At 71.3% G+C, this 20,035-nt stretch carries 17 protein-coding genes and 1 tRNA gene; 8 read left to right on the forward strand and 10 right to left on the reverse strand.

The genetic code is table 11. From position 1 onward, the window contains the following. Positions 1-26: 26 nt before the first annotated feature. A complete protein-coding gene (locus tag ACYBYQ_RS15415; RefSeq protein ID WP_459615162.1) occupies positions 27-161 on the reverse strand; it encodes a hypothetical protein in 135 nt (44 codons plus the stop codon). 11 nt (positions 162-172) lie between these two features. After that, entirely contained in the window at positions 173-1,381 is a 1,209-nt protein-coding gene (locus ACYBYQ_RS15420; RefSeq protein ID WP_459615164.1) for an MFS transporter, read from the reverse strand. 199 nt (positions 1,382-1,580) lie between these two features. Between ACYBYQ_RS15420 and ACYBYQ_RS15425 the strand changes: the two genes are divergently transcribed. Together ACYBYQ_RS15425 and pbpG are read left to right on the forward strand one after the other, a co-directional pair. Continuing rightward, positions 1,581-1,655 (forward strand) — tRNA-Arg (locus tag ACYBYQ_RS15425). Between the two features lie 216 nt (positions 1,656-1,871). Next, the gene (pbpG, locus tag ACYBYQ_RS15430; RefSeq protein WP_459615165.1) at positions 1,872-3,191 is read left to right on the forward strand and encodes a D-alanyl-D-alanine endopeptidase; all 1,320 of its coding nucleotides are present in this window, start codon (positions 1,872-1,874) and stop codon (positions 3,189-3,191) included. A gap of 34 nt (positions 3,192-3,225) precedes the next feature. On the opposite strand, the gene ACYBYQ_RS15435 is transcribed toward pbpG, so the two are convergent. From ACYBYQ_RS15435 to ACYBYQ_RS15455, 5 genes are all read right to left on the reverse strand, one after another. Next, positions 3,226-3,597, reverse strand: a complete 372-nt coding sequence (locus ACYBYQ_RS15435; RefSeq protein WP_459615166.1) for a ribbon-helix-helix domain-containing protein — start codon at positions 3,595-3,597, stop codon at positions 3,226-3,228. A gap of 80 nt (positions 3,598-3,677) precedes the next feature. After that, positions 3,678-4,256 (reverse strand): DJ-1/PfpI family protein, encoded by a 579-nt coding sequence (locus ACYBYQ_RS15440; RefSeq protein WP_459615167.1) that lies wholly within the window; start codon positions 4,254-4,256, stop codon positions 3,678-3,680. 130 nt (positions 4,257-4,386) lie between these two features. Further along, a complete protein-coding gene (ybaK, locus tag ACYBYQ_RS15445; RefSeq protein ID WP_459615168.1) occupies positions 4,387-4,875 on the reverse strand; it encodes a Cys-tRNA(Pro) deacylase in 489 nt (162 codons plus the stop codon). Between the two features lie 61 nt (positions 4,876-4,936). Further along, on the reverse strand, positions 4,937-5,920 hold the full coding sequence (xerD, locus tag ACYBYQ_RS15450) for a site-specific tyrosine recombinase XerD (protein WP_459615169.1): 984 nt from the start codon (positions 5,918-5,920) through the stop codon (positions 4,937-4,939). Continuing rightward, on the reverse strand, positions 5,890-6,786 hold the full coding sequence (locus ACYBYQ_RS15455) for a LysR substrate-binding domain-containing protein (RefSeq protein ID WP_459615170.1): 897 nt from the start codon (positions 6,784-6,786) through the stop codon (positions 5,890-5,892). Before ACYBYQ_RS15455 ends, xerD begins: the two co-directional genes overlap by 31 nt. 137 nt (positions 6,787-6,923) lie before the next feature. Here ACYBYQ_RS15455 and ACYBYQ_RS15460 point away from each other — a divergent pair, with 137 nt between their 5' ends. Continuing rightward, the gene (locus ACYBYQ_RS15460; RefSeq protein ID WP_459615171.1) at positions 6,924-8,624 is read left to right on the forward strand and encodes a thiamine pyrophosphate-binding protein; all 1,701 of its coding nucleotides are present in this window, start codon (positions 6,924-6,926) and stop codon (positions 8,622-8,624) included. 57 nt (positions 8,625-8,681) lie between these two features. Next, positions 8,682-9,875 (forward strand): acyl-CoA dehydrogenase, encoded by a 1,194-nt coding sequence (locus ACYBYQ_RS15465; protein ID WP_459615172.1) that lies wholly within the window; start codon positions 8,682-8,684, stop codon positions 9,873-9,875. 73 nt (positions 9,876-9,948) lie between these two features. Here ACYBYQ_RS15465 and ACYBYQ_RS15470 read toward each other — a convergent pair whose 3' ends face one another. The 3 genes from ACYBYQ_RS15470 to ACYBYQ_RS15480 all read right to left on the reverse strand — a co-directional run bounded on the left by ACYBYQ_RS15470 (position 9,949) and on the right by ACYBYQ_RS15480 (position 13,244). Then, positions 9,949-10,935: a Bug family tripartite tricarboxylate transporter substrate binding protein gene (locus ACYBYQ_RS15470; protein WP_459615173.1), complete on the reverse strand. Its 987-nt coding sequence runs from the start codon at positions 10,933-10,935 to the stop codon at positions 9,949-9,951. After that, positions 10,928-12,205, reverse strand: a complete 1,278-nt coding sequence (locus ACYBYQ_RS15475) for an amidase (protein ID WP_459615175.1) — start codon at positions 12,203-12,205, stop codon at positions 10,928-10,930. The genes ACYBYQ_RS15470 and ACYBYQ_RS15475 overlap by 8 nt, the downstream gene beginning before the upstream one ends. Before the next feature lie 88 nt (positions 12,206-12,293). After that, positions 12,294-13,244 carry a LysR substrate-binding domain-containing protein gene (locus ACYBYQ_RS15480; protein WP_459615176.1) on the reverse strand — a complete coding sequence of 317 codons (951 nt, stop codon included), beginning with the start codon at positions 13,242-13,244 and terminating at the stop codon, positions 12,294-12,296. Between the two features lie 197 nt (positions 13,245-13,441). Here ACYBYQ_RS15480 and ACYBYQ_RS15485 point away from each other — a divergent pair, with 197 nt between their 5' ends. From ACYBYQ_RS15485 to ACYBYQ_RS15500, 4 genes are read left to right on the forward strand one after another with little or no spacing between them, the layout of a single operon-like run. Further along, entirely contained in the window at positions 13,442-14,446 is a 1,005-nt protein-coding gene (locus ACYBYQ_RS15485) for a Bug family tripartite tricarboxylate transporter substrate binding protein (protein WP_459615177.1), read from the forward strand. A gap of 39 nt (positions 14,447-14,485) precedes the next feature. Then, positions 14,486-14,962 carry a (2Fe-2S)-binding protein gene (locus ACYBYQ_RS15490; protein WP_459615178.1) on the forward strand — a complete coding sequence of 159 codons (477 nt, stop codon included), beginning with the start codon at positions 14,486-14,488 and terminating at the stop codon, positions 14,960-14,962. Continuing rightward, on the forward strand, positions 14,959-17,760 hold the full coding sequence (locus ACYBYQ_RS15495; protein WP_459615179.1) for a c-type cytochrome: 2,802 nt from the start codon (positions 14,959-14,961) through the stop codon (positions 17,758-17,760). The genes ACYBYQ_RS15490 and ACYBYQ_RS15495 overlap by 4 nt, the downstream gene beginning before the upstream one ends. After that, positions 17,757-19,991, forward strand: a complete 2,235-nt coding sequence (locus ACYBYQ_RS15500; RefSeq protein ID WP_459615180.1) for a xanthine dehydrogenase family protein molybdopterin-binding subunit — start codon at positions 17,757-17,759, stop codon at positions 19,989-19,991. Before ACYBYQ_RS15495 ends, ACYBYQ_RS15500 begins: the two co-directional genes overlap by 4 nt. Positions 19,992-20,035: the final 44 nt, after the last annotated feature.

Below are 20,035 nucleotides of genomic sequence, written 5' to 3' on the forward strand. Positions count from 1 at the left end.
TAGGATAACCGCGCGGCGCGCCGGGATCAGAAGCCGCAAAGCGCTGCCAGGGCCTCCCAGCTGGCACGCAGGGACGGGCTGCGATAGCCCCAGAACGCCAGGGCCAGCACGGCGGCAAGCGCCACGGCGCCGGCCAGCCTGCGGATGCGGGGATGCGCCATGGCGACGATACCTAGGACACGGCGGCGGCGCGCACGGCCACCGGCTGTTCGCGCACAGGCAGGCACAGCACGGCGGCCACGAGAGCCAGCGCCACACCGGCCCACCACACCGGATCGTAGCTGCCGGTGCGCGCATAGGCGTAGCCGCCCAGCCATACGCCGATGAAGCTGCCGATCTGGTGGCCCAGGAAGGCGATGCCCGACAAGGTGGCGGCGTAGCGCAGGCCGTAGATCTGGCCGATGAGCCCCTGGGTGAGCGGCACGGTGCCCAGCCAGAAGGCGCCCATCCACGCGGCAAAGAAGTACAGCACCGCAGGCGAGAGCGGCAGCGCCAGCAGCACCAGGATGCCGATCGCGCGCATGGCGTACACCCCCGCCAGCAGCCGCTTCTTGCTGTAGCGGCCGCCGAGCTTGCCGGCATAGTACGAGCCGAACACATTGAACAGGCCGATCAGGGCGATGGCGGTGGCGCCGTGGCCCGCGTTCAACCCGGCGTCGACCACGTAGGCCGGCAGGTGCAGGGTGATGAAGGCGGTATGGAAGCCGCAGACGAAATAGCTCCAGAACAGGAAGTGGAACGACGGATGCGCCATGGCCTGGCGCACCGCGCTGCCCAGCGACTGCTGCGGCCCGCCCGCGCTGGCGGGCCGCCCGCGCAGGAAATACGCCAGGGGCAGCGCCACCGCCACCAGCATCGACAGCGCCCACAGCGCGCCGCTCCAGTCCAGGCCGTCGATCAGCATCTGGCCGGCGGGCACCACCACGAACTGCCCCATGGAGCCCCCGGCGCTGGCGATGCCCATGGCCGTGCTGCGATAGCTGGCCGGCACCGAGCGCGCCACCACCGGCAGGATGACCGGGAACGTGGTGCCGGCCTGGCCCAGGCCCACCAGCACGCCCGCGCTGAGGTACAGCGTGAACTCGTCGGTGGCGAAGCGCGTGCCCACCATGCCCAGGGCATACAGCACTACGCCCAGCGCCACGGTGCGGCCGGAGCCGTAGCGGTCGGCCATCATGCCCATCAGGATGCAGGCGGCACCCCACACCAGGTTCTGCAGCGCGAAGGCCATGGAGAACACTTCGCGGCTCCAGCCGTGCGCCAGCCCCATGGGCTGCATGAAGAGGCCGAACGTGGCGCGCACGCCCATCGCGAGCAGCACGACCAGCGTGCCCAGCAGCACGATGCGCAGGGATATGGGTTGGGATTCGGGTTGGGACATGGTCCAGCCTGGAATGGTAGGGTAAGGGGCACGCTCCCTCCTCGGAGCGCCCGCCCCGGGCGGGAATCCATGATAGACCAAGAGTCCCGCCCGTACCGGTACGGTGACTGCGGCCGTCGCCGGTACGGATACCGCAGGACGATTTGGGCTGGCCCGCGTCGGCTGGTAGACTTGCGTCCTGCCGCCATGTCGCGCACGCCTCGCCGTAGTTAAATGGATATAACCGGCCCCTCCTAAGGGTCAATTGGTGGTTCGATTCCACCCGGCGAGGCCACTCTCCCCCCCTTCCAGCACGAGTCCCGTCGTCGCGGCACCGCCCCTGGCGCAGCCCTGCACCCGCGCCGGCGCCGCCAAACCCGGCCCTCGCATCAAACACTTGCGGAAGTGCTGAAACTTCTGTTTAAATTCCGCCCGTAACCCGCTAATTTTTTTGATTTTTTTAAATCAAGCCTACGCGGGCCGTTCCCTGCCTCATCCTGTTCGCTACATCATGGCATTTTCCTGGGCCCGCGTATTCGGTGCCGCCTCGGCCGCTCTGTTGATCGCCGCCGGCGCACCACGCATGGCGCTGGCCGCCGCCGACCCCTGCAAGTCCGCACCCAAGTCGTCGGCCTGCAAGGCCCAGCAGGCCAAGGCCGCCGGCAGCAAGCGCGCCGCCCCGACGCCGGCGGCCAAATCCACGGACCGCACCAGCGCGGCAACCAAGACCAGCAGCGCCAAGACCGCCAGCACGAAGGCCGTCACCCGGACCGCCACCAAGACGGCAACTGCCAAGACGGCGGCCAAGACGGCAGCCAAGACCCCCACCCGCACCGCCAAGGCCACGAGCCGGCCCGCCACGAAAGCCACTGCCAAGACCAGCGGCAAGAGCACCGCCACGCGTACCTCGAGCCGCACGCTGAAGGCTGCCACCCGCACCGCCACCAAGGCCACCACGCGCAAGGTCGTGGTCCGGTCGGGCCCCACGCAATCCCTCAGCAAGGCGGCGGCCAGCCGCAGCACGAGCGGCCAGGCCATGGTGCGCCAGGCCTCGCTGGCGGCCACGGGCGACATCGGCAGCGACATCGCCGACCTGCGCTCCAGCACCGCCTATGTGCAGGACCTGGACTCCTCGGCCGTGCTGTTCGCCAAGAACGAGAACGTGGTCCGCCCCATCGCCTCGATCTCCAAGCTGATGACCGCGCTGGTGGTGGTGGACGCGCAGCTGCCGATGGACGAGATGCTGGAGATCACCGAGGAAGACGTGGACCAGATCAAGCACACCTCGTCGCGGCTGTCGGTCGGCACCCGGCTCAGCCGCGCCGACATGCTGCACCTGGCGCTGATGTCCTCGGAAAACCGCGCGGCCCATGCGCTGGCGCGCCACTATCCCGGCGGCCTGGGCGCCTTCGTGGCGGCGATGAACGCCAAGGCGCAAGCGCTGGGCATGACGAGCACGTACTTCATCGAACCCACCGGGCTGTCGAGCCGCAACGTCTCCTCGCCGCGCGATCTCACCCGCCTGCTGCGCGCGGCATCGCAGCAGCCGCTGATCCACCGCTATTCCACCGACACGGAATACACCGTGGAGATCAAGGATCGCACCCAGGTGTTCCGCAACACCAACCTGCTGGTGCGCAAGCCGGACTGGGACATCAAGGTATCCAAGACGGGCTTCATCAACGAAGCCGGCGAATGCCTGGTGATGATGGCGCGCATCGATGGCCGCAACGTGGCCATCGTGCTGCTCGACTCGCAGGGCAAGCTCTCGCGCATCGGCGACGCGGTGCGCATCCGGCGCATCCTCCAGAACCAGGTGGCGATGCTGTAAGGCCCTGCTGCGGAGCCAGCGCGGGGCCCGGCCGTCAGGCCGCCTGCATGGCCGCGTCGCACAGGCCTTCCGGCAGGTCGCGCAGCACCTCGGCCGGATCCAGCATGCGCAGCGGCACGGCGACGTCGTGCGGGATGCGCCCCTGTGCCATCAGCATGGCGTAGCGCAGGCAGCACACCCGTAGGAAGGACGCGAAATTGGCGGCTGCGCCGCGATAGGCGACCAGTTCGTCGTACAGCCGCGCGATCAATTGCGGCAGGCGCATGTCGTCGCGCGCGGCGATTTCCTCCAGCACGCTCCAGAAAAGACGCTCCAGGCGCACGCTGGTGGCTGCGCCGTGCAGGCGCAGCGAGCGTGTCTCGCAGGCATACGAGCGCGGATCGGCACGGATGAAGATTTCGCACATGGCGGGCTCCCGCAGAGATTCCCCGGCCACTGTACGGCCATGGGCAGGCCGGCGGCAAGCCTGCGCCGCCGGCCGCTCCCTCAGTGCGTGATGCGGGTGCCCAGCACCTCGAGGAACTGCGCTATCCACGCCGGATGGGCCGGCCAGGCCGGCGCCGTGACCAGATTGCCGTCGGTGTGGGCCTGGTCGATACCGATGTCGGCGTAGGTGCCGCCAGCCAGCCGCACCTCGGGCGCGCAGGCCGGATAGGCCGAGCACGTGCGGCCTTCGAGCACGCCGGCCGCGGCCAGCAGTTGCGCGCCATGGCAGACGGCGGCGATGGGTTTGCGGGCCTGCGCGAAATGCCGCACGATATCCAGCACGCGCGCATCGAGGCGCAGGTATTCGGGCGCCCTGCCGCCGGGAATGACCAGGCCGTCGTAGGCCGAGGGCTCGACCTGCGCGAAATCGTGGTTCAGCGCGAAGTCGTGGCCGCGCTTCTCGCTGTAGGTCTGGGCGCCGTCGAAGTCATGGATGGCCGTGGCGACCTTGTCGCCGGCCTTCTTGTCGGGGCACACGGCGTGCACCGTATGGCCCACGGCCTGCAGCGCCTGAAAGGGAACCATGGTCTCGTAGTCTTCGGCGTAGTCGCCGACCAGCATCAGCAGCTTCTTGCTCATGGATGTCTCCTGGTGTGCGGGCAGGCCTGCCCGGACGAGGGAATGCCGTTGCCCAGCAGGCCGATTGTGCAGCCGGAGGCGAGCCTGCTGGTGGTATGGGAATACTACGCACCGCACCGCGCTGCGCGGGCTATTCCAGCGCCGCCGACACCGGCCTCGCACCCAGCAGGTCCACCAGCACGCGCGGCTCGATGCCCACCAGGTAGCCGCGCCGCCCGCCGTTGATGTAGATGCGCGGGCATTCGAGCACGCTGGCCTCCACCCACACGGGCATGCGCTTGCGCGTGCCGAACGGCGAAGTGCCGCCCACCTGGTAGCCGGAATGGCGCTGCGCCACGTCGGGATGGCAGGGCGCGACCCGCTTGGCCCCGGCCTGGCGCGCCAGGTTCTTGGTGGAGACCTCGCGGTCGCCGTGCATCAGCACCACCAGCGGCCGGGCAGCCTCGTCTTCCATGACGAGCGTCTTCACCACCACATGCGGGTCCAGCCCCAGCTGGCGGGCAGCCTCGCCGCTGCCGCCGTGCTCGACGTAGTCGTAGACGTGCTCGGTGTAGGCGACCTTGTTCTGCTTGAGGAACTGGGTGGCGGGCGTTTCGGAAACGTGGCGGGCTTTGCTCATGGCGGACTCGGCGGCATGCGCGGCAAGTTTAGGCAGCGCCGCCGGCCTTGCGCAAGCCCGGTCAGCCGCGGGGATGATGCGCCGCGTGCAGCGCCTTGAGCCGCTCGCGCGCCACGTGCGTGTAGATCTGCGTGGTGGAGATGTCGGCATGCCCCAGCAGCATCTGCACCACGCGCAGGTCGGCCCCGTGGTTCAGCAGGTGCGTGGCAAAGGCATGGCGCAGCACGTGCGGCGACAGCGGCGCGTGGATGTCGGCCAGCCGGGCGTATTTCTTCACGAGCTGCCAGAAGGCCTGGCGCGTCATGGGCTGCGCGCGGGCCGTGACGAACAGCGCGTCGCTGACGCGCGCCCCCACGAGTTCGGGGCGCGCGCCGCGCAGGTAGGCGTCGATCCAGTGCGCCGCCTCGGCGCCCAGCGGCACGAGGCGGTCCTTGCCGCCCTTGCCCTGCACCACGCGCACCACGCCTTCGTTCAGGCTGACGTCGAGCACCCGCATGCCCACCAGCTCGGAAACGCGCAGGCCGGTGGCGTACAGCGTCTCGAGCATGGCGCGATCGCGCACGCCGCGGGCTGTGTCGAGGTCGGGCGCGCGCAGCAGTGTCTCGACCTGCGCCTCGGAGAGAGTCTTGGGCAGGCGCGGCGGCTGCTTGGCCGCCACCAGCGTGAGACAGGGGTCGCGCGGGCTGCGCTGCTCGCGCAGCGCCCAGGCATAGAAGCGCCGCAGCGCCGCGAGGCGCCGGTTGGCGGTGGTGGGCCGGGTTTCGGCATGCAGGGCGGCGAACCACGCCGCGATGTGGCCCGTGTCGGCCTGGCACAGCGGCAGCGCCGCCGGCAGGCCGCTGGCGGCGGGATTCTCGAGCCAAAGCGCAAAGGCGGTGAGGTCGCGGCGATAGGCGGCCAGCGTGTTGGCGGCCAGGCCGTCCTCGAGCCAGACGGCGTCGATGAAGGCGTCGATGTCGGCCTGCGCCGCCAGCGGACGCGACGGCGCGCCGGGCGCGGGAGAGCGGGAGGTCTTCACGGCGTGGCGGCCACGGTCTTGAGCCATAGTTCGAAGGCGCGCAGCGCGTCCGAGCGTTCGTTGCGCTGCGGGTAGCCGAAATAGTAGCCCTGGCGCACGGCCAATGCCTGCGGCACGGGCATCACCAGCGTGCCGGCCTCCAGGGCGGGGCTGGCGAGGAACCGCGGGATCAGGCCCACGCCCAGCCCGGCCTGCACCGCCGCCATCACCATGGTGAAGAGTTCGTAGCGCGGCCCGCCGGCCGCCTGCGGGCCGTAGGCGAGCTGGTTCGCGTCGTACCAGTGGCGCCACGCGTCGGGCCGCGAGATCATGTGCAGGTGCGTCAGGCCGTCGAGCGCGGCCGCGCCGCGCGCGCGCAGGCCCTCGGCCAGGTGCGGCGCGCACACCGGCACCAGCTCGCGCTCGGGGAACAGCAGCACCCCCTGCGTGCCGGGCCACAGGCCGTCGGCATGGTAGATCGCGGCGTCGAAGGGATGGTCCTTGAACTGGAACGGCAGCGTGCGCCCCGACAGGCTGACGGTGATGTCGGGATGCAGGCGCTGGAAATCGGCCAGCCGCGGCACCAGCCAGGTGGTGGCGAGCGTGGGCACCACCGCGATGTGGATGCTGCGGCCCATGCCGGTGCGGCTGACCAGGCCGAAGGTGTCCTTCTCGATCTGGTCCAGGTGGTGGCGGATGCGGCCGGCATACTCCGCACCGTGGTCGGTGAGCACGATGCGCCGCCGCACCCGGGTGAACAGCTGCACGCCCAGCCGCGCCTCCAGGCTGGCCACCTGGCGGTAGACTGCGCTGTGGGTGAGCGAGAGCTCCTCGGCCGCGCGCGAGAAACTGCCCAGCCGCGCCGCGGCCTCGAACGCCTGCAGCGCGCTGAGATTGGGAATGCCGTTGCGCATGGGATACCTGGCGCCGCGCCGGCCCCGCCGCAGCGGCGCCTCGCAACTTGCCCTCCAATCAAGAGATTGTGCAATTTTATCAATTGCTTTGTGCATTGCAGGCACACTATGCTCGGGCGATTGTTCATTGGTGCATCATGACGACAGCAACTTCTTCCACGCCCGCGGCCCGCATGGGCGGACACATCCTGGTCGACCAACTGGCCGCGCACGGCGTCAGGCACGTATTCTGCGTTCCCGGCGAGAGCTACCTGGCCGTGCTCGACGGCCTGCACGATGCCAGCATCGAGGTCACCGTCTGCCGCCAGGAAGGCGGGGCGGCCATGATGGCCGACGCCCATGGCAAGCTCACCGGCGAACCGGGCATCTGCATGGTCACGCGCGGGCCGGGCGCCTCCAACGCGCTGGCCGGCGTGCACATCGCCAAGCAGGACTCCACCCCGCTCATCCTCTTCGTGGGCCAGATCGAGCGCGGCATGCGCGAACGCGAGGCGTTCCAGGAAATGGACTACCGCGCCGTGTTCGGCACGCAGGCCAAGTGGGTCACCGAGATCGACCAGGTGGAGCGCATTCCCGAACTGATCTCGCGCGCCTTCCACGTGGCCACCTCGGGCCGCCCCGGTCCGGTGGTGATCGCCCTGCCCGAAGACATGCTGGTCGAGACGGCCGCCGTGCCCGATGCGCCGCGCTACGAAGTGATCGACACCGCGCCCGCGGCCGGCCAGCTCGACACGCTGGCCCGCATGCTGGCCGAGGCGCGCCAGCCCGTGGCCATCCTGGGCGGCTCGCGCTGGGATGCGCGCGCGGTGCAGCAGTTCGCCGATTTCGCGCAGCGCCACGCCCTGCCCACCGCGGTGTCGTTCCGGCGCCAGATGCTGTTCCCGGCCGACCATCCCTGCTACATCGGCGACGTCGGCCTGGGCATCAACCCGGCGCTGTCGAAGTACGTCGAGGAGTCCGACCTGATCCTGCTGGTGGGCGGGCGCATGTCGGAGAACCCCAGCCAGGCCTACACCCTGCTCGACATCCCGGTGCCGCGCCAGAAGCTGGTGCACGTGCATCCCGACGCCGCCGAGCTGGGCCGCGTGTATCGCGCCAGCCTGGCGATCAACGCCTCGCCGGCGGCGCTGTGCACCGCGCTGTCGGCCCTGCCGGCGCCGGCCGCCACACCGGCCTGGGCCGAGCGTACCCAGGCCATGCGCGCCTCGTACCTGGCCTGGAGCGATCCTGCCACGATCCGCACGCCCGGCAAGCTGCAGCTCGGGGAAGTCATGGCCTACCTCGAGCGCACGCTGCCGCCCGATGCCATCATGACCAACGGCGCCGGCAACTACGCCACCTGGCTGCACCGCTTCCACCGGTTCACCCGCTACGGCACGCAGCTTGCGCCCACGTCCGGCTCCATGGGCTACGGCCTGCCGGCCGCGGTGGGCGCCAAGCGCACCTGGCCCGACAAGACCGTGGTGTGCTTCGCCGGCGACGGCTGCTTCCTCATGCACGGCCAGGAGTTCGCCACGGCGGTGCAATACGACCTGCCCATCGTGGTGGTGCTGATCGACAACAGCATGTACGGCACCATCCGCATGCACCAGGAAAAGCACTACCCCGGCCGCGTCTCGGCCACCAGCCTGAAGAATCCCGATTTCGCCGACTACGCCCGCGCCTTCGGCGGCCACGGCGAGCGCGTGGAGACCACCGAAGAATTCGCGCCGGCCTTCGAACGCGCCCTGGCCAGCGGCAAGCCGGCCATCCTGCACTGCCTGATCGACCCGGAGACCATCTCGCCGTCGACCACGCTGCAGAAGATCCGCGAAGCCAGCCTGAAGGCCCAGGGCTGAATCGAGCCGGCCCCTATACTTGAAACCTGAACTTTTTTGATCATCCCGGAGTCCCGCATGTCCTCGATGCCCTCTTTCAACTGGCAAGACCCGCTGCTGCTGGACCAGCAGCTCACCGAAGAAGAACGCATGGTGCGCGAAGCCGCCCAGGCCTACGCGCAGGACAAGCTGGCCACGCGCGTGCTGGAGGCCTTCCGCCACGAGAAGACCGACCCGGCCATCTTTGCCGAGATGGGCGAGCTGGGCCTGCTGGGCCCCACCATTCCCACCGAATACGGCGGCGCCGGCCTGAACTACGTGTGCTACGGCCTGATCGCGCGCGAAGTCGAGCGCGTGGATTCCGGCTATCGCTCGATGATGAGCGTGCAGTCCTCGCTGGTGATGGTGCCCATCAATGAATTCGGCAGCGAAGCCCAGAAGCAGAAATACCTGCCCAAGCTGGCCCGCGGCGAATGGATCGGCTGCTTCGGCCTCACCGAGCCCAACCACGGCTCGGATCCCGGCAGCATGGACACGCGCGCGGTCAAGACGGCCGACGGCTACAAGCTCACCGGCAACAAGATGTGGATCACCAACTCGCCCATCGCCGACGTGTTCGTGGTCTGGGCCAAGTGCGTGGGCGGCGAGTTCGACGGCAAGATCCGCGGCTTCATCCTGGAAAAGGGCATGAAGGGCCTCACGGCCCCCGCCATCCACGGCAAGGTGGGCCTGCGCGCCTCCATCACCGGCGAGATCGTCATGGACGAGGTGGAGGTGGGCGAGGAGCAGATGCTGCCCGGCGTCAGCGGCCTGAAGGGCCCCTTCACCTGCCTGAACTCGGCCCGCTACGGCATTGCCTGGGGCGCGCTGGGCGCCGCGGAGTTCTGCTGGCACACGGCGCGCCAGTACACCATGGACCGCAAGCAGTTCGGCCGTCCGCTGGCCGCCAACCAGCTCATCCAGAAGAAGCTGGCCGACATGCAGACCGAGATCACGCTGGGCCTGCAGGGCTGCCTGCGCCTGGGCCGCATGAAGGACGAAGGCACCGCCGCGGTGGAGATCACCTCCATCATGAAGCGCAACTCCTGCGGCAAGGCGCTGGACGTCGCCCGCATGGCGCGCGACATGCTGGGCGGCAACGGCATCTCCGACGAGTTCGGCGTGGCCCGCCACCTGGTGAACCTGGAAGTGGTGAACACCTACGAAGGCACGCACGACGTGCACGCCCTGATCCTGGGCCGCGCCCAGACGGGCCTGCAGGCCTTCTGCTGAACGGAGCCGGCCGCGCGGCGAGCGCGGCCCGCCACGGCCTCCGCACCGGCGACGGGCGGAGGTCTTTTTGTTCCTAGTGCCCCAGCCCGGCCTCGCGCACCACGCGCGCCCAGGTTTCCACCTGGCCGGCAACGAAGGCGGCGAAGTCCGGGCCGGCCAGCGGGGCGATCTCGTCGCCCGACCGGGCCAGCGCCTCGCGCAGGGCCGGGCTGGCAAGCGCGTGGGCCAGCGCGCGCTGCAGCGCCTGGACCGCTTCCGGCGGCGTACCGGGGGGCGCGAACAGGCCGGTCCAGAACAGCACCTCGAAGCCGGGCAGCGTTTCGGCCAGGGCCGGCAGCCCGGGGAACGCCGCGCTGCGCGTGCGCCCCGTGGTGGCCACGCCGGCGAGCCGGCCCTCTGCCAGGTAGACGCGCGCGGCCGCGGTGGTGGTGATGGACGTATCGACCAGGCCCGACACCAGGTCGGACATGGCCAGCGCCCCGCCCTTGTAGGGCACGTGGACCAGGTTGGCGCCGGTGCGCAGCCGCAGCAGTTCGCCCGCCATGTGGGCCGCCGTGCCCACACCGGCGGTGGCGAAGGTCACGCCGTCGGCGCGCTGGCGCGACAGCGCACCGATGGCCTGCACCGTTTCGGCCGGCAGGCCCGGCGTGCGCACCATGACGTAGGGAGAAGCGGTAAGCCGGCCCACGGCGACCAGCCCGGTGCGCGCATCGTAGGGCGCCGGCTGCCGCAGCACCTGGTTGATGGGCAGGGCCGGATCCGCGATGAGCAGCGTGTAGCCGTCGGGCTCGGCGCGCATGGCAGCCGCCACCCCGATCTGCGAGCCCGCGCCGGCGCGATTCTCGATCACCACGGATTGGCCCAGCGCCTCGGCCAGCGGCTGGGCCACGGCACGCGCAATGGTATCCACGCCGCCTCCCGGCGGATAGGGCACGACCAGGCGGACGGGCTGCGACGGATACCCGGCGGCCACGGCCGATGCCGCCCAGCCGAGCCCCGCCAGCAGGACGCAGGCCAGCGCGGCCCGGCCGCGCAGCAGGCCGCGGCGGGATTCAGGCATCGCGCAGGATCTCGTGCAGCCACCCGCCCCACTGCAGCAGGCTGGCATCGCCGTGATAAGGGGCCACCAGCTGCACGCCGATGGGCAGGCCGTTGGCGGCGTGCCCGGTGGGCAGGTGCAGGCATGGCCAGCCGAGCGCCGACCAGATCTTGTTGTAGGCGGAGGAACCGGTGCTGGCCAGGCCGCGCGGCGCGGGGCCGGGCGCGCTGGGCGTGAGCACCAGGTCGGCCGCGCCGAAATACGTGTCCCAGGCGTGGCGCAGCGTCTCCTGCTCGGCGCGGCGCGCCAGGTATTCCTCGTGCGGCACCGCCAGCCCCTGCGCGACGGTTTCGCGCAGCCCGGCGCTGAGGAGTTCTGCATGCCGGCCCACCACCGGCGCCAGGCTGCGCGCGAACTCGTAGGTCATCACGGTTTCGTGCACCGCGTTCAGGCGCGCGCTGTCGACGAAGGCGTGCTCGTGGATGACCTGCACGCCCTGCGCGGCAAGCCTTGCGCAGGCCTGCTGCAGCGCGCGGTCGGCCGCGGGCTCGAGCGGCAGCGCAGGATTGGACGCCACCACGGCAATGCGCATCGGGCGCTGCGCCGGCGCCTGCCGCGTGCCCAGCGGCGACAGCACCCGCAGCACGGCGGCCGCGTCCGCCACGCAGCGCGCGTACCAGCCGATGACGTCGAGCGATTCGCAGGTCTGGGTGAGGCCGTCGCGGAACACCGTGCCGAAGGAGGGCTTGAAGCCGACCACGCCGCAGTAGGCCGCCGGGCGGATCATCGAGCCGCCGGTCTGCGTGCCCAGGGCGAGCGGCACCATGCCGGCGGCCACCGCGGCCGCCGAGCCGCTGGACGAGCCGCCGGGCGTATGCGCAGGATTCGCCGGATTGCGCGTGGGCCCGGGCTGGCGGAACGCATATTCGGCCGTGACCGTCTTGCCCACCGGCACGGCGCCTGCCCGGCGCAGCAGCGCGACGCTGGAGGCATCGTAGCGGCGGGGCGCCGGATCGGCGGCGGGGCTGCCGCAGCCCGTGGGCATGCCGGCCACGTCGATGACGTCTTTCACGGCGAACGGGATGCCATGCAAGGGCCCCTCGGGGATGGCGTCTTGCACGGCCTGGAGCGCGGCGGGCTGGCCCACGTGAGACCAGGCCTGTATGGCCGGATCGGCCTGGGCAATGCGGCGCAACGCCGCATGCACGCCCGACCATGCGCCATGGCCCGCATCCGCCGGCGTGACGGCCAGATCGGCAAAGCCGGTGCAGGGAGGAACGGAGCTATTCATTTAATTGGAATTTATACCTATTTTGGAACAAATCATGCGAGGGTATACCCGAATCCAGGCTCAGGCATGACCGGAAGCTGAAAAAAATTCAGTCCAGGCGATCCGGCGCGAGCGTCTCGCGCAGCCACTGCTTGAACTGCAGCACCGCGGGCCGCGAAGTGGGCCGGTGGACCAGGTGATAGGAATGGTCCAGCGCAACCCGCAGGTCGAACGGCGCCACCAGCAGGCCGGCGTCCAGTTCGGCGCGGCACAGCGCAGGCGTGGTCACGACCAGCCCCCGGCCGCGCACGGCAGCGTCGATGGCCAGCGCGGCATGGGTATAGCGGCTGCCGGCGCCGGCATCGGGCAGGTCCAGCCCGGCGGCGTCGAGCCACAGGCGCCAGAACGACGTACCCCCGTACTTGCTGCCGCGTTCGTCATGCAGCCAGGGGAAACGGGCCACGTCGGCGGGTTCCCGCAGCGGCGCGGGCCCGCGCAGCAGCGCCGGGCTGCACAGCAGCGTGATGGACAGGCGCAGCAGCTCCTCCCCCTCCAGGCCAGGGCAGACGCCCCCGCCGTAGACGATCACCACGTCGCTGGACTCGGCCCAGGCGCGCAGGGTCTCGGCCTCTTCCGCGGGGCGCCTGCCGATGTGGCCGGGCTCGCGCATGCGCGTTGCGATGTGCAGGTCGATCTCCGGGTGCAGGGCCAGGAATTGGTGGGTCACCGGCATCAGCAGCCGCATGGTGAAGGAAGGCGGCGCGCTCACCGAAAGGCGGCCGTCGTCCTGGTACTGGCGCAGGGTCTCCACGACGCGGCACAAGGCCCCGAAGCCGTCGCGCAGGGGCTGCAGGCAGGCCTCGGCTGCGGGAGTCAGCGCCAGGCCGCGATGCAGGCGCACGAACAGCTCCACGCCCAGCATGCGCTCCAGCGCCTGTATCTGGTGGCTGATGGCGGTGGGCGTGACGTGCAGTTCGGCCGCGGCCGCCTTGAAGCTGAGGTGGCGCGCCGAGGCCTCGAACGCTCTCAGCGCGGTAAGGGGTAGCTGGGAGGGCTGCATGCGGTTGAGATGAATTTAATTCTGCAAAGCTCCAGATTAAATCGTTTGACCCAATTTTGGTACACGCCTATCGTGTAGCTCGCGCCATGCCCAGCGGCATGCCATGCCGGGATCATGGCGCCCCAGTTCAACCGTCCTGACCCGTATGCCGAAAAAGACGGGCTGCAAGGGGACGATATCGCCTATCGGAGCGTTGAATGTTCAAGGCCAGCCTTACCCATACCCGGCGCCGCCGCGCCCTCCTGTCGGCCGCGCTGGCGTCCTTCGCCATCGGCCTGTCCGCCCAGCCCGCGGCAGCAGCCGAAGCGGCCTACCCCGACCGCCCCATCACCCTGGTCCTGGCCTATCCGCCGGGCGGCGCCGTGGACTTCGTGGGCCGCCAGCTGGCGCGCTATCTCGAAAGTTCGCTGGGCCAGCCGGTGGTGGTGGAAAACCGCCCGGGCGCCGGCAGCATCATCGGCACCAATGTGGTCACGCGCGCCAAGCCCGACGGCTACACCCTGCTGCTGGCCGATCCCGCGCTGGTCATCAATCCCAGCCTGATGAAGAGCGTGCCGTACGACGTCAAGCGCGACCTCGTGGCCGTGTCCACCGTCACGCTGTCGCCGCTGGTGCTGGCCGTGCCGCAGAACTCCCCGGTGAAGACGCTGGCCGATCTCGTCGCCGCCGGCAAGCAGGCCAAGACAGGCATCAACTTCGCTTCGGCCGGGCTGGGCACCACGCCGCACATGGCCGGCGAGCTGCTCAAGCTGCAAAGCGGCGCAGATTTCGTGCATATTCCCTACAAGGGCAGCGGCCCCGCCATGACGGACCTGATCTCCGGGCAGGTGGACTTCGCGTTCGCCACCCAGCCGGCCGCCGCGCAATACATCGCCCAGGGGCGCCTGCGCGGCCTGGCCATCAGCGGCGACCAGCCCAGCAAGGTGCTGCCCGAGCTGCCCACGATCGCCAGCTCCATTCCCGGCTTCCGCGTGCTGTTCTGGACGGCGCTGTTTGCGCCGGCCCAGACGCCCCGGCCCGTGCTCGAGAAACTGAGCCATGCCGTCGAACAGGCCATGACCCAGTCGGAAATGCCCCACGCATTGGAAAAAGCAGGAGAAAATCCCGCCTACATGTCGCTGGACCAGACGGCCGGATTCATCGATCAGGAAAGCGCCATGTGGACCAAGGTGGTGAGCCAGAGCCACATCAAGATCGACTGACCCGAGGGGGGCGCGCCGCGCCCTTGCCCAACGCACATCATGCCACTGGAACTGCGAGTCAATGACCAGGCGCACCGGCTGGAAGTCGAGGCCGGGACGCCGCTGCTCTACGTATTGCGCAACGATCTCGAGCTGAACGGCCCCAAGTACGGCTGCGGGCTGGGCGAATGCGGCGCCTGCACGGTGCTGCTCGATGGCGTGCCCGCGCGCAGCTGCGTGATTCCCGCCGGCGCCGCCGTGGGCCGGCAGGTCACCACGCTGGAAGGCCTGGGCACGCTGGAGCGGCCGGGCGTGGTGCAGCAGGCGTTCATCGACGCGCAGGCCGCGCAATGCGGCTACTGCATCAACGGCATGATCATGGCGGCCCACGCGCTGCTGGCGGCCGACCCGCACGTCACGCGCGAGGACATCCGCCGGGCGCTGCAATACCACTTGTGCCGCTGCGGCACCCACCTGGAAATCCTGGACGCCGTCGAACTGGCGGCCCGCCGCCTGCGCGAGGACAGTCCCGAATGAGCGCCGCCGTCCCGCTGCCGCCCTCGTCCTGCTGGACGGCCGTGGTGCTGCGCGCGCCCGATGCCGGCTGGGACGGCGCGCGCGCCACCGGCGCACGGCCCGAAGCGGTGCACGACGCCGCGGCCGGCGACGTCGACGCGCCTTATCGCATCGTGCAGCATGCGGGGTTCGTCGCGGTGGCCGCTCCGTCGGCCGAAGTGGCCCGGCACGTGGCCGCGCGGCTGCGCGTCGAATGGCGGCCCGCCGATGCGCTGCAGGCCCCGGCGCAGGAAGCCGCCGCCGAACTCGAGCACGCGTACCGCTGGCCGCTGTCGGCCCCCGCGCCGGCCGTCCTGCCCCATGCCGTGGCGCACTGGAACCAGGCCCGCCTGCGGGTCTGGGCCGAGCACGTGGACGCGGCGCGCCTGCAGCGCGAACTGGCCGCCCTCCTCGCGCTGCCCGCCGCCGACGTCGAGGTCCATGCCGGCCAGGCCGGCCCGGCCGACACCGCGGCGCACGACGCCGCAGTCGACGCGGGCCTGCTGGCGCATCGCCTGCACGTGCCGGTGCGCGTGCAGGCACAGGGGCGGGCCTGCGCCACGCCGCTCACGCTGCGCTATCGCGCCTGGCGCGACACGCAGGACGCGCTCGCCCGCTGGGCGTGCGGCGCCAGCCTGCCGCTGGCGCCGCGGCCGGCAGCCGCGGTCCTGCAGGCCGGCCTCGCGCCGGCCACGCCCGAAACCGCCACGCCGGTCTACGACCTGCCCGCCGACATCCTGCCGCCTGACCGGCCCCTGCCGCTGGATACGCGCCTGCCGGACGGCGAGGTGGCCCACGCCCAGGCGTTCGCCCGCGAGAGCTTCGTCGACGAACTCGCGGCAGCCCAGGGGCAGGACCCGGTGCAATGGCGGCTGCAGCACCTGTCCGACCCCACCGGACATGCCCTGGTCGAGGCCGTGGCGCGCCAGGCGGGCTGGCAGCCACGCGTCCAGCCTTCACGGCAGGGCCGCGGCCGCGGCTTCGCCTATGCCAGCATGCCGGACACCGCCTCGCAGCCCGCGCGCCAGGCCTGGGCGGCCTGGGTGGTGGACGTGGCCGTGGACAGCGACAGCGGCCATGTCCGTATCGAGCGCCTGACGGTGGGACACCATGCAGCCGGCGCGCCCGCCCTGGCCGACGACCCGCGCTGGCAGCGCCAGATCACCGCGGCAGCCAGGCAGCTGCTGGCTCCGGCGCCGGCCCACGACGACTGGGGCCCGCCTGCAACGGCGCCTGACGCCGCGGCGGCCAGCATGGGCGCGCTGCAATGGGTGGACCTGCCCGTGGCGCAGGTTGCCGAGCCCGGAGCGCTGTCCGAAAGCCCTGCGCTCACGCTGCCCGCCGCGGCCGCCATGGCCAACGCCATATACGACGCCACGGGCATCCGGCTGCGCGAACCGCGCTTCGACGGCCTGGGCCGGCAGGCACAGGCTGCGCTGCGCGGGCCGGCGGCACGCCGGCCGCTGGCGCGTGCCTGGGCCTGGGCCGGCGCGTCGGCGGCTGCGCTGGTGGGCCTGGGCGCCGCCCTGCTGCCATGGCGCGCGGAACTCCCGCTGGCCACGCCCGACCCCAGCCTGTATTCCGCCGCCGCCATCGAACGCGGCCGCCTCATCGCCGCGGCCAGCGACTGCGTGGTGTGCCACACGGCGCCGGGCGGCACCCCCAACGCCGGCGGCCTGGGGCTGGAAACGCCCTTCGGCACGGTGTATTCCACCAACATCACGCCCGACCCCGAAACCGGCATCGGGCGCTGGTCCTTCGAGGCATTCGACCGGGCCATGCGCCATGGCATCAGCCGCGACGGACGCCACCTCTATCCGGCGTTCCCCTACACCTCTTTCGCGAAGTTCTCCGACGGCGACATGCAGGCGCTGTACGCCTTCCTCATGACGCAGCCCGCCGTCCCGGCCCGGCCGCCCGAGACGCGGCTGGCCTTTCCCTACAATCTGCGCGGCATGATGGCCGGCTGGAATCTGCTGTTCCACGACGCCGCGCCGTTCCAGCCCGATCCGGCCCGCTCCACGCTGTGGAACCGCGGCGCCTACCTGGTGGAAGGCGCAGGGCACTGCGGCGCCTGCCACACGCCGCGCAACGCGCTGGGCGCCGAACGCGGCGGCCTGCAGCGCTACCTGGCCGGCGCACAGGTCGACCACTGGGACGCGCCCGCGCTCAATGCCCTGTCGAGCGCGCCCCTGCCCTGGACGCAACAGGACCTGTACGACTACCTGCGCACCGGCTTCTCGGCCCGCCACGGCGCGGCCACCGGCCCCATGGCCCCCGTGGTCGCCGGCCTGCAGGCGCTGCCCGACCACGACATCCTGGCCATGGCCACCTATCTCAGCGACCTGCCCGGCGCACCGGCGCCCGCGGCCGCGACGCCTGCGCCGGCCGCGACACCGGCCGCCGCCCCCGACGGCGCGGCGCGCGTGCTGGCGATGGCGGGCCGCGGCATCTACGAAGGCGCCTGCGCGGCCTGCCACGACCCGGCCCACGGCGCGCGCCTGTTCGGCGTGCGGCCCGATCTCGCGCTCAACAGCAACATCGCCGCGCCGCGGCCCGACAACCTGATCCAGGTGATCCTGCACGGCATCGCGTCGCCCGCCGACAGCGCGCTCGGCTACATGCCCGGCTTCGCCGACAGCCTCGACGACGCGCAGATCGCCGACCTGGCCGCCTACCTGCGCGCCCGCTACGCCGCCGACGCCCCGCCCTGGCAGAACCTCCCCGAAACCGTGCGCCGCCTGCGCGCCCTGCAACCCGTTGCGGAGCACGCGCCATGAGCCTGCCTGCATCCGCGGCCGCGCCCGTCTCGCGCGAGCGGCTGAACGCCTCCGGCGAGCCGCCGCCCCGCCATGCCGTGAACCTGGTCTCCAAGGGCAAGGTGGACACCTACGTGGCCATCACGGCCGAGGGCGAGGTGATCGCGGCCAATGGCCACGTGGACCTGGGCACGGGCGTGCGCACTGCCTTCGCCCAGATCGTGGCGGAAGAACTGGACGTGCCGCTGGAACGCGTGCGCATGGTGCTGGGCGACACCGACCGCACGCCCGACCAGGGCCCCACCACGGCCAGCGCCTCCATCCAGAGCGCGGCGGTGCCCATGCGCCGCGCCGCGGCCCAGGCGCGCCGCTTCCTGCTGCGCCGCGCCGCGGAGCTCATGCAGGTCGACGCCGGCCAGCTGCAGGTGGTCGACGGCGTGGTGCAGACTGCCGACGGCAGGCAGCGCCTGAGCTACGCCGAACTGCTGCGCGGCCAGCGCTTCGAGCTGGAGCTGGACCCCGACGTGCCGCTCAAGCCGCCCGGCACCTATCGCATCGTGGGGCGCGCGGTGCCGCGCGTGGACATCCCGGCCAAGGTCACCGGCGCGCTGACGTACGTGCACGACCTGCGGCTGCCCGGCATGCTGCACGCGCGCATGGTGCGGCCGCCCTATGGCGGCCGCGACGCCGGGCCGATGGTGGGAAACAGCCTGGTGGCGATACGGCGCGAATCGGTGGCGCACATCCCCGGCATCGTGGCCGTGGTGGCGCTGGGCGACCTGGTGGGCGTGGTGGCGCGGCGCGAGGAGCACGCCATACACGCCGCCCGGGCGCTGGAGGTGCAGTGGCGCGAGCCGCCGCCCCTGCCCGAACTCAACGAGCCGGCGGCTGCCGTGCGCGCGCAGGCCGCGCAGCGCCGCGAGCTGCGCAACACCGGCAACGTCGACGCCGCGCTGGCGCAGCATGGCGGCGGCCATGCCGCCACCTACCAGTGGCCCTACCAGATGCACGGCTCGATCGGTCCGTCCTGCGCGGTGGCCGACTATCGCGATGGCCAGGTCACCGTGTACAGCGGCACGCAGAATCCGCATTTCCTGCACGTGGACATCATGACCCTGCTGGACCTGCCGCAGGAGGCGGTGCGCATCGTGCGCATGGAGGCCTCCGGCTGCTATGGCCGCAACTGCGCCGACGACGCGGCGGCGGAGGCCGCGCTGCTGTCGCGCGAGGTGGGCGCGCCGGTGCGGCTGCAGCTGATGCGCGAGGAAGAGCATGTGTGGGAGCCCAAGGGCACCACCCAGCTCATGGACGTGCGGGGCGCCGTCACCGCCGGGGACACGCTGGCCTACGAATACACCAACCGCTATCCCTCCAACAATGCGCCGGTGCTCGCGCTGATGCAGACCGGCAAGCTGCCGGCCGATCCCATCGTCGAGCACAAGGGCGACCGCACCGTGGTGCCCCAGTACCGCTGCAGCGACGCGCGCGTCGCGGTGCACGACATGCCGCCCATCGTGCGGGCGGCATGGATGCGCGGCGTCTCGGCGCTGCCCAATGTGTACAGCCACGAGTCCTTCATCGACGAACTGGCCTGCCTGCACGGCGAAGATCCGATCTCCTTCCGGCTGCGCTTCATGGAAGACCCGCGCGCGCGGGCGCTGAGCCTGGCCCTGGCCGAGCGCGCGGGCTGGCAGCCGGGCGTGCGGCCCGGCCTGCGGCAGGATCCGGAGCGGCCGGGCCTGCGCCTGGGACGCGGTTTCGCGCAGCACCAGTACGTGCACGGCACGTTCCCGGGCGTGGGCTCGGCCTATTGCGCCTGGATCTGCGACGTGGAGGTCGATGTGCAGACCGGCCGGGTGCGCGTGGCGAAGGTGTGGGTGGGCTACGACTGCGGGCAGGTCATCAACCCCGCCGGCGTGCGCCACCAGGTGCACGGCAACGTGATCCAGTCGGTCAGCCGCGTGCTGCACGAGCAGGTGCGCTTCAACGCGCGCGGCGTGGCCGCGCGCGAATGGGGCGGCTACCCCATCCTGCGTTTCGACGAGGTGCCGGAGATCGAGGTGCTGATCATGCCGGCCAACGGCAACCCGCCGCTGGGCGCAGGCGAATCGGCCTCGGTGCCCAGCGCCGCCGCCATCGCCAACGCCATCCACGATGCCACCGGCGCGCGGCTGCGCAGCGTGCCGTTCCGGCCGGAGAAGGTGCGGGCGGCGCTGCAGCCCGCCGTGGCTCGAGAGGCCCTGCCCGCCTGAGGGTCCTGTGGTCCGGCGGCCATCGCGGGCGCCGGACCGCGGCG

Source organism: Bordetella sp. 2513F2, assembly GCF_054642735.1.

Bases quoted from the DNA above. Each gene is read 5' to 3' on its own strand.
- ACYBYQ_RS15415 (WP_459615162.1), bottom strand. From the start codon at position 161: ATGGCGCATCCCCGCATCCGCAGGCTGGCCGGCGCCGTGGCGCTTGCC.
- ACYBYQ_RS15420 (WP_459615164.1), bottom strand. From the start codon at position 1,381: ATGTCCCAACCCGAATCCCAACCCATATCCCTGCGCATCGTGCTGCTG.
- pbpG (WP_459615165.1), top strand. From the start codon at position 1,872: ATGGCATTTTCCTGGGCCCGCGTATTCGGTGCCGCCTCGGCCGCTCTG.
- ACYBYQ_RS15435 (WP_459615166.1), bottom strand. From the start codon at position 3,597: ATGTGCGAAATCTTCATCCGTGCCGATCCGCGCTCGTATGCCTGCGAG.
- ACYBYQ_RS15440 (WP_459615167.1), bottom strand. From the start codon at position 4,256: ATGAGCAAGAAGCTGCTGATGCTGGTCGGCGACTACGCCGAAGACTAC.
- ybaK (WP_459615168.1), bottom strand. From the start codon at position 4,875: ATGAGCAAAGCCCGCCACGTTTCCGAAACGCCCGCCACCCAGTTCCTC.
- xerD (WP_459615169.1), bottom strand. From the start codon at position 5,920: ATGGCTCAAGACCGTGGCCGCCACGCCGTGAAGACCTCCCGCTCTCCC.
- ACYBYQ_RS15455 (WP_459615170.1), bottom strand. From the start codon at position 6,786: ATGCGCAACGGCATTCCCAATCTCAGCGCGCTGCAGGCGTTCGAGGCC.
- ACYBYQ_RS15460 (WP_459615171.1), top strand. From the start codon at position 6,924: ATGACGACAGCAACTTCTTCCACGCCCGCGGCCCGCATGGGCGGACAC.
- ACYBYQ_RS15465 (WP_459615172.1), top strand. From the start codon at position 8,682: ATGTCCTCGATGCCCTCTTTCAACTGGCAAGACCCGCTGCTGCTGGAC.
- ACYBYQ_RS15470 (WP_459615173.1), bottom strand. From the start codon at position 10,935: ATGCCTGAATCCCGCCGCGGCCTGCTGCGCGGCCGGGCCGCGCTGGCC.
- ACYBYQ_RS15475 (WP_459615175.1), bottom strand. From the start codon at position 12,205: ATGAATAGCTCCGTTCCTCCCTGCACCGGCTTTGCCGATCTGGCCGTC.
- ACYBYQ_RS15480 (WP_459615176.1), bottom strand. From the start codon at position 13,244: ATGCAGCCCTCCCAGCTACCCCTTACCGCGCTGAGAGCGTTCGAGGCC.
- ACYBYQ_RS15485 (WP_459615177.1), top strand. From the start codon at position 13,442: ATGTTCAAGGCCAGCCTTACCCATACCCGGCGCCGCCGCGCCCTCCTG.
- ACYBYQ_RS15490 (WP_459615178.1), top strand. From the start codon at position 14,486: ATGCCACTGGAACTGCGAGTCAATGACCAGGCGCACCGGCTGGAAGTC.
- ACYBYQ_RS15495 (WP_459615179.1), top strand. From the start codon at position 14,959: ATGAGCGCCGCCGTCCCGCTGCCGCCCTCGTCCTGCTGGACGGCCGTG.
- ACYBYQ_RS15500 (WP_459615180.1), top strand. From the start codon at position 17,757: ATGAGCCTGCCTGCATCCGCGGCCGCGCCCGTCTCGCGCGAGCGGCTG.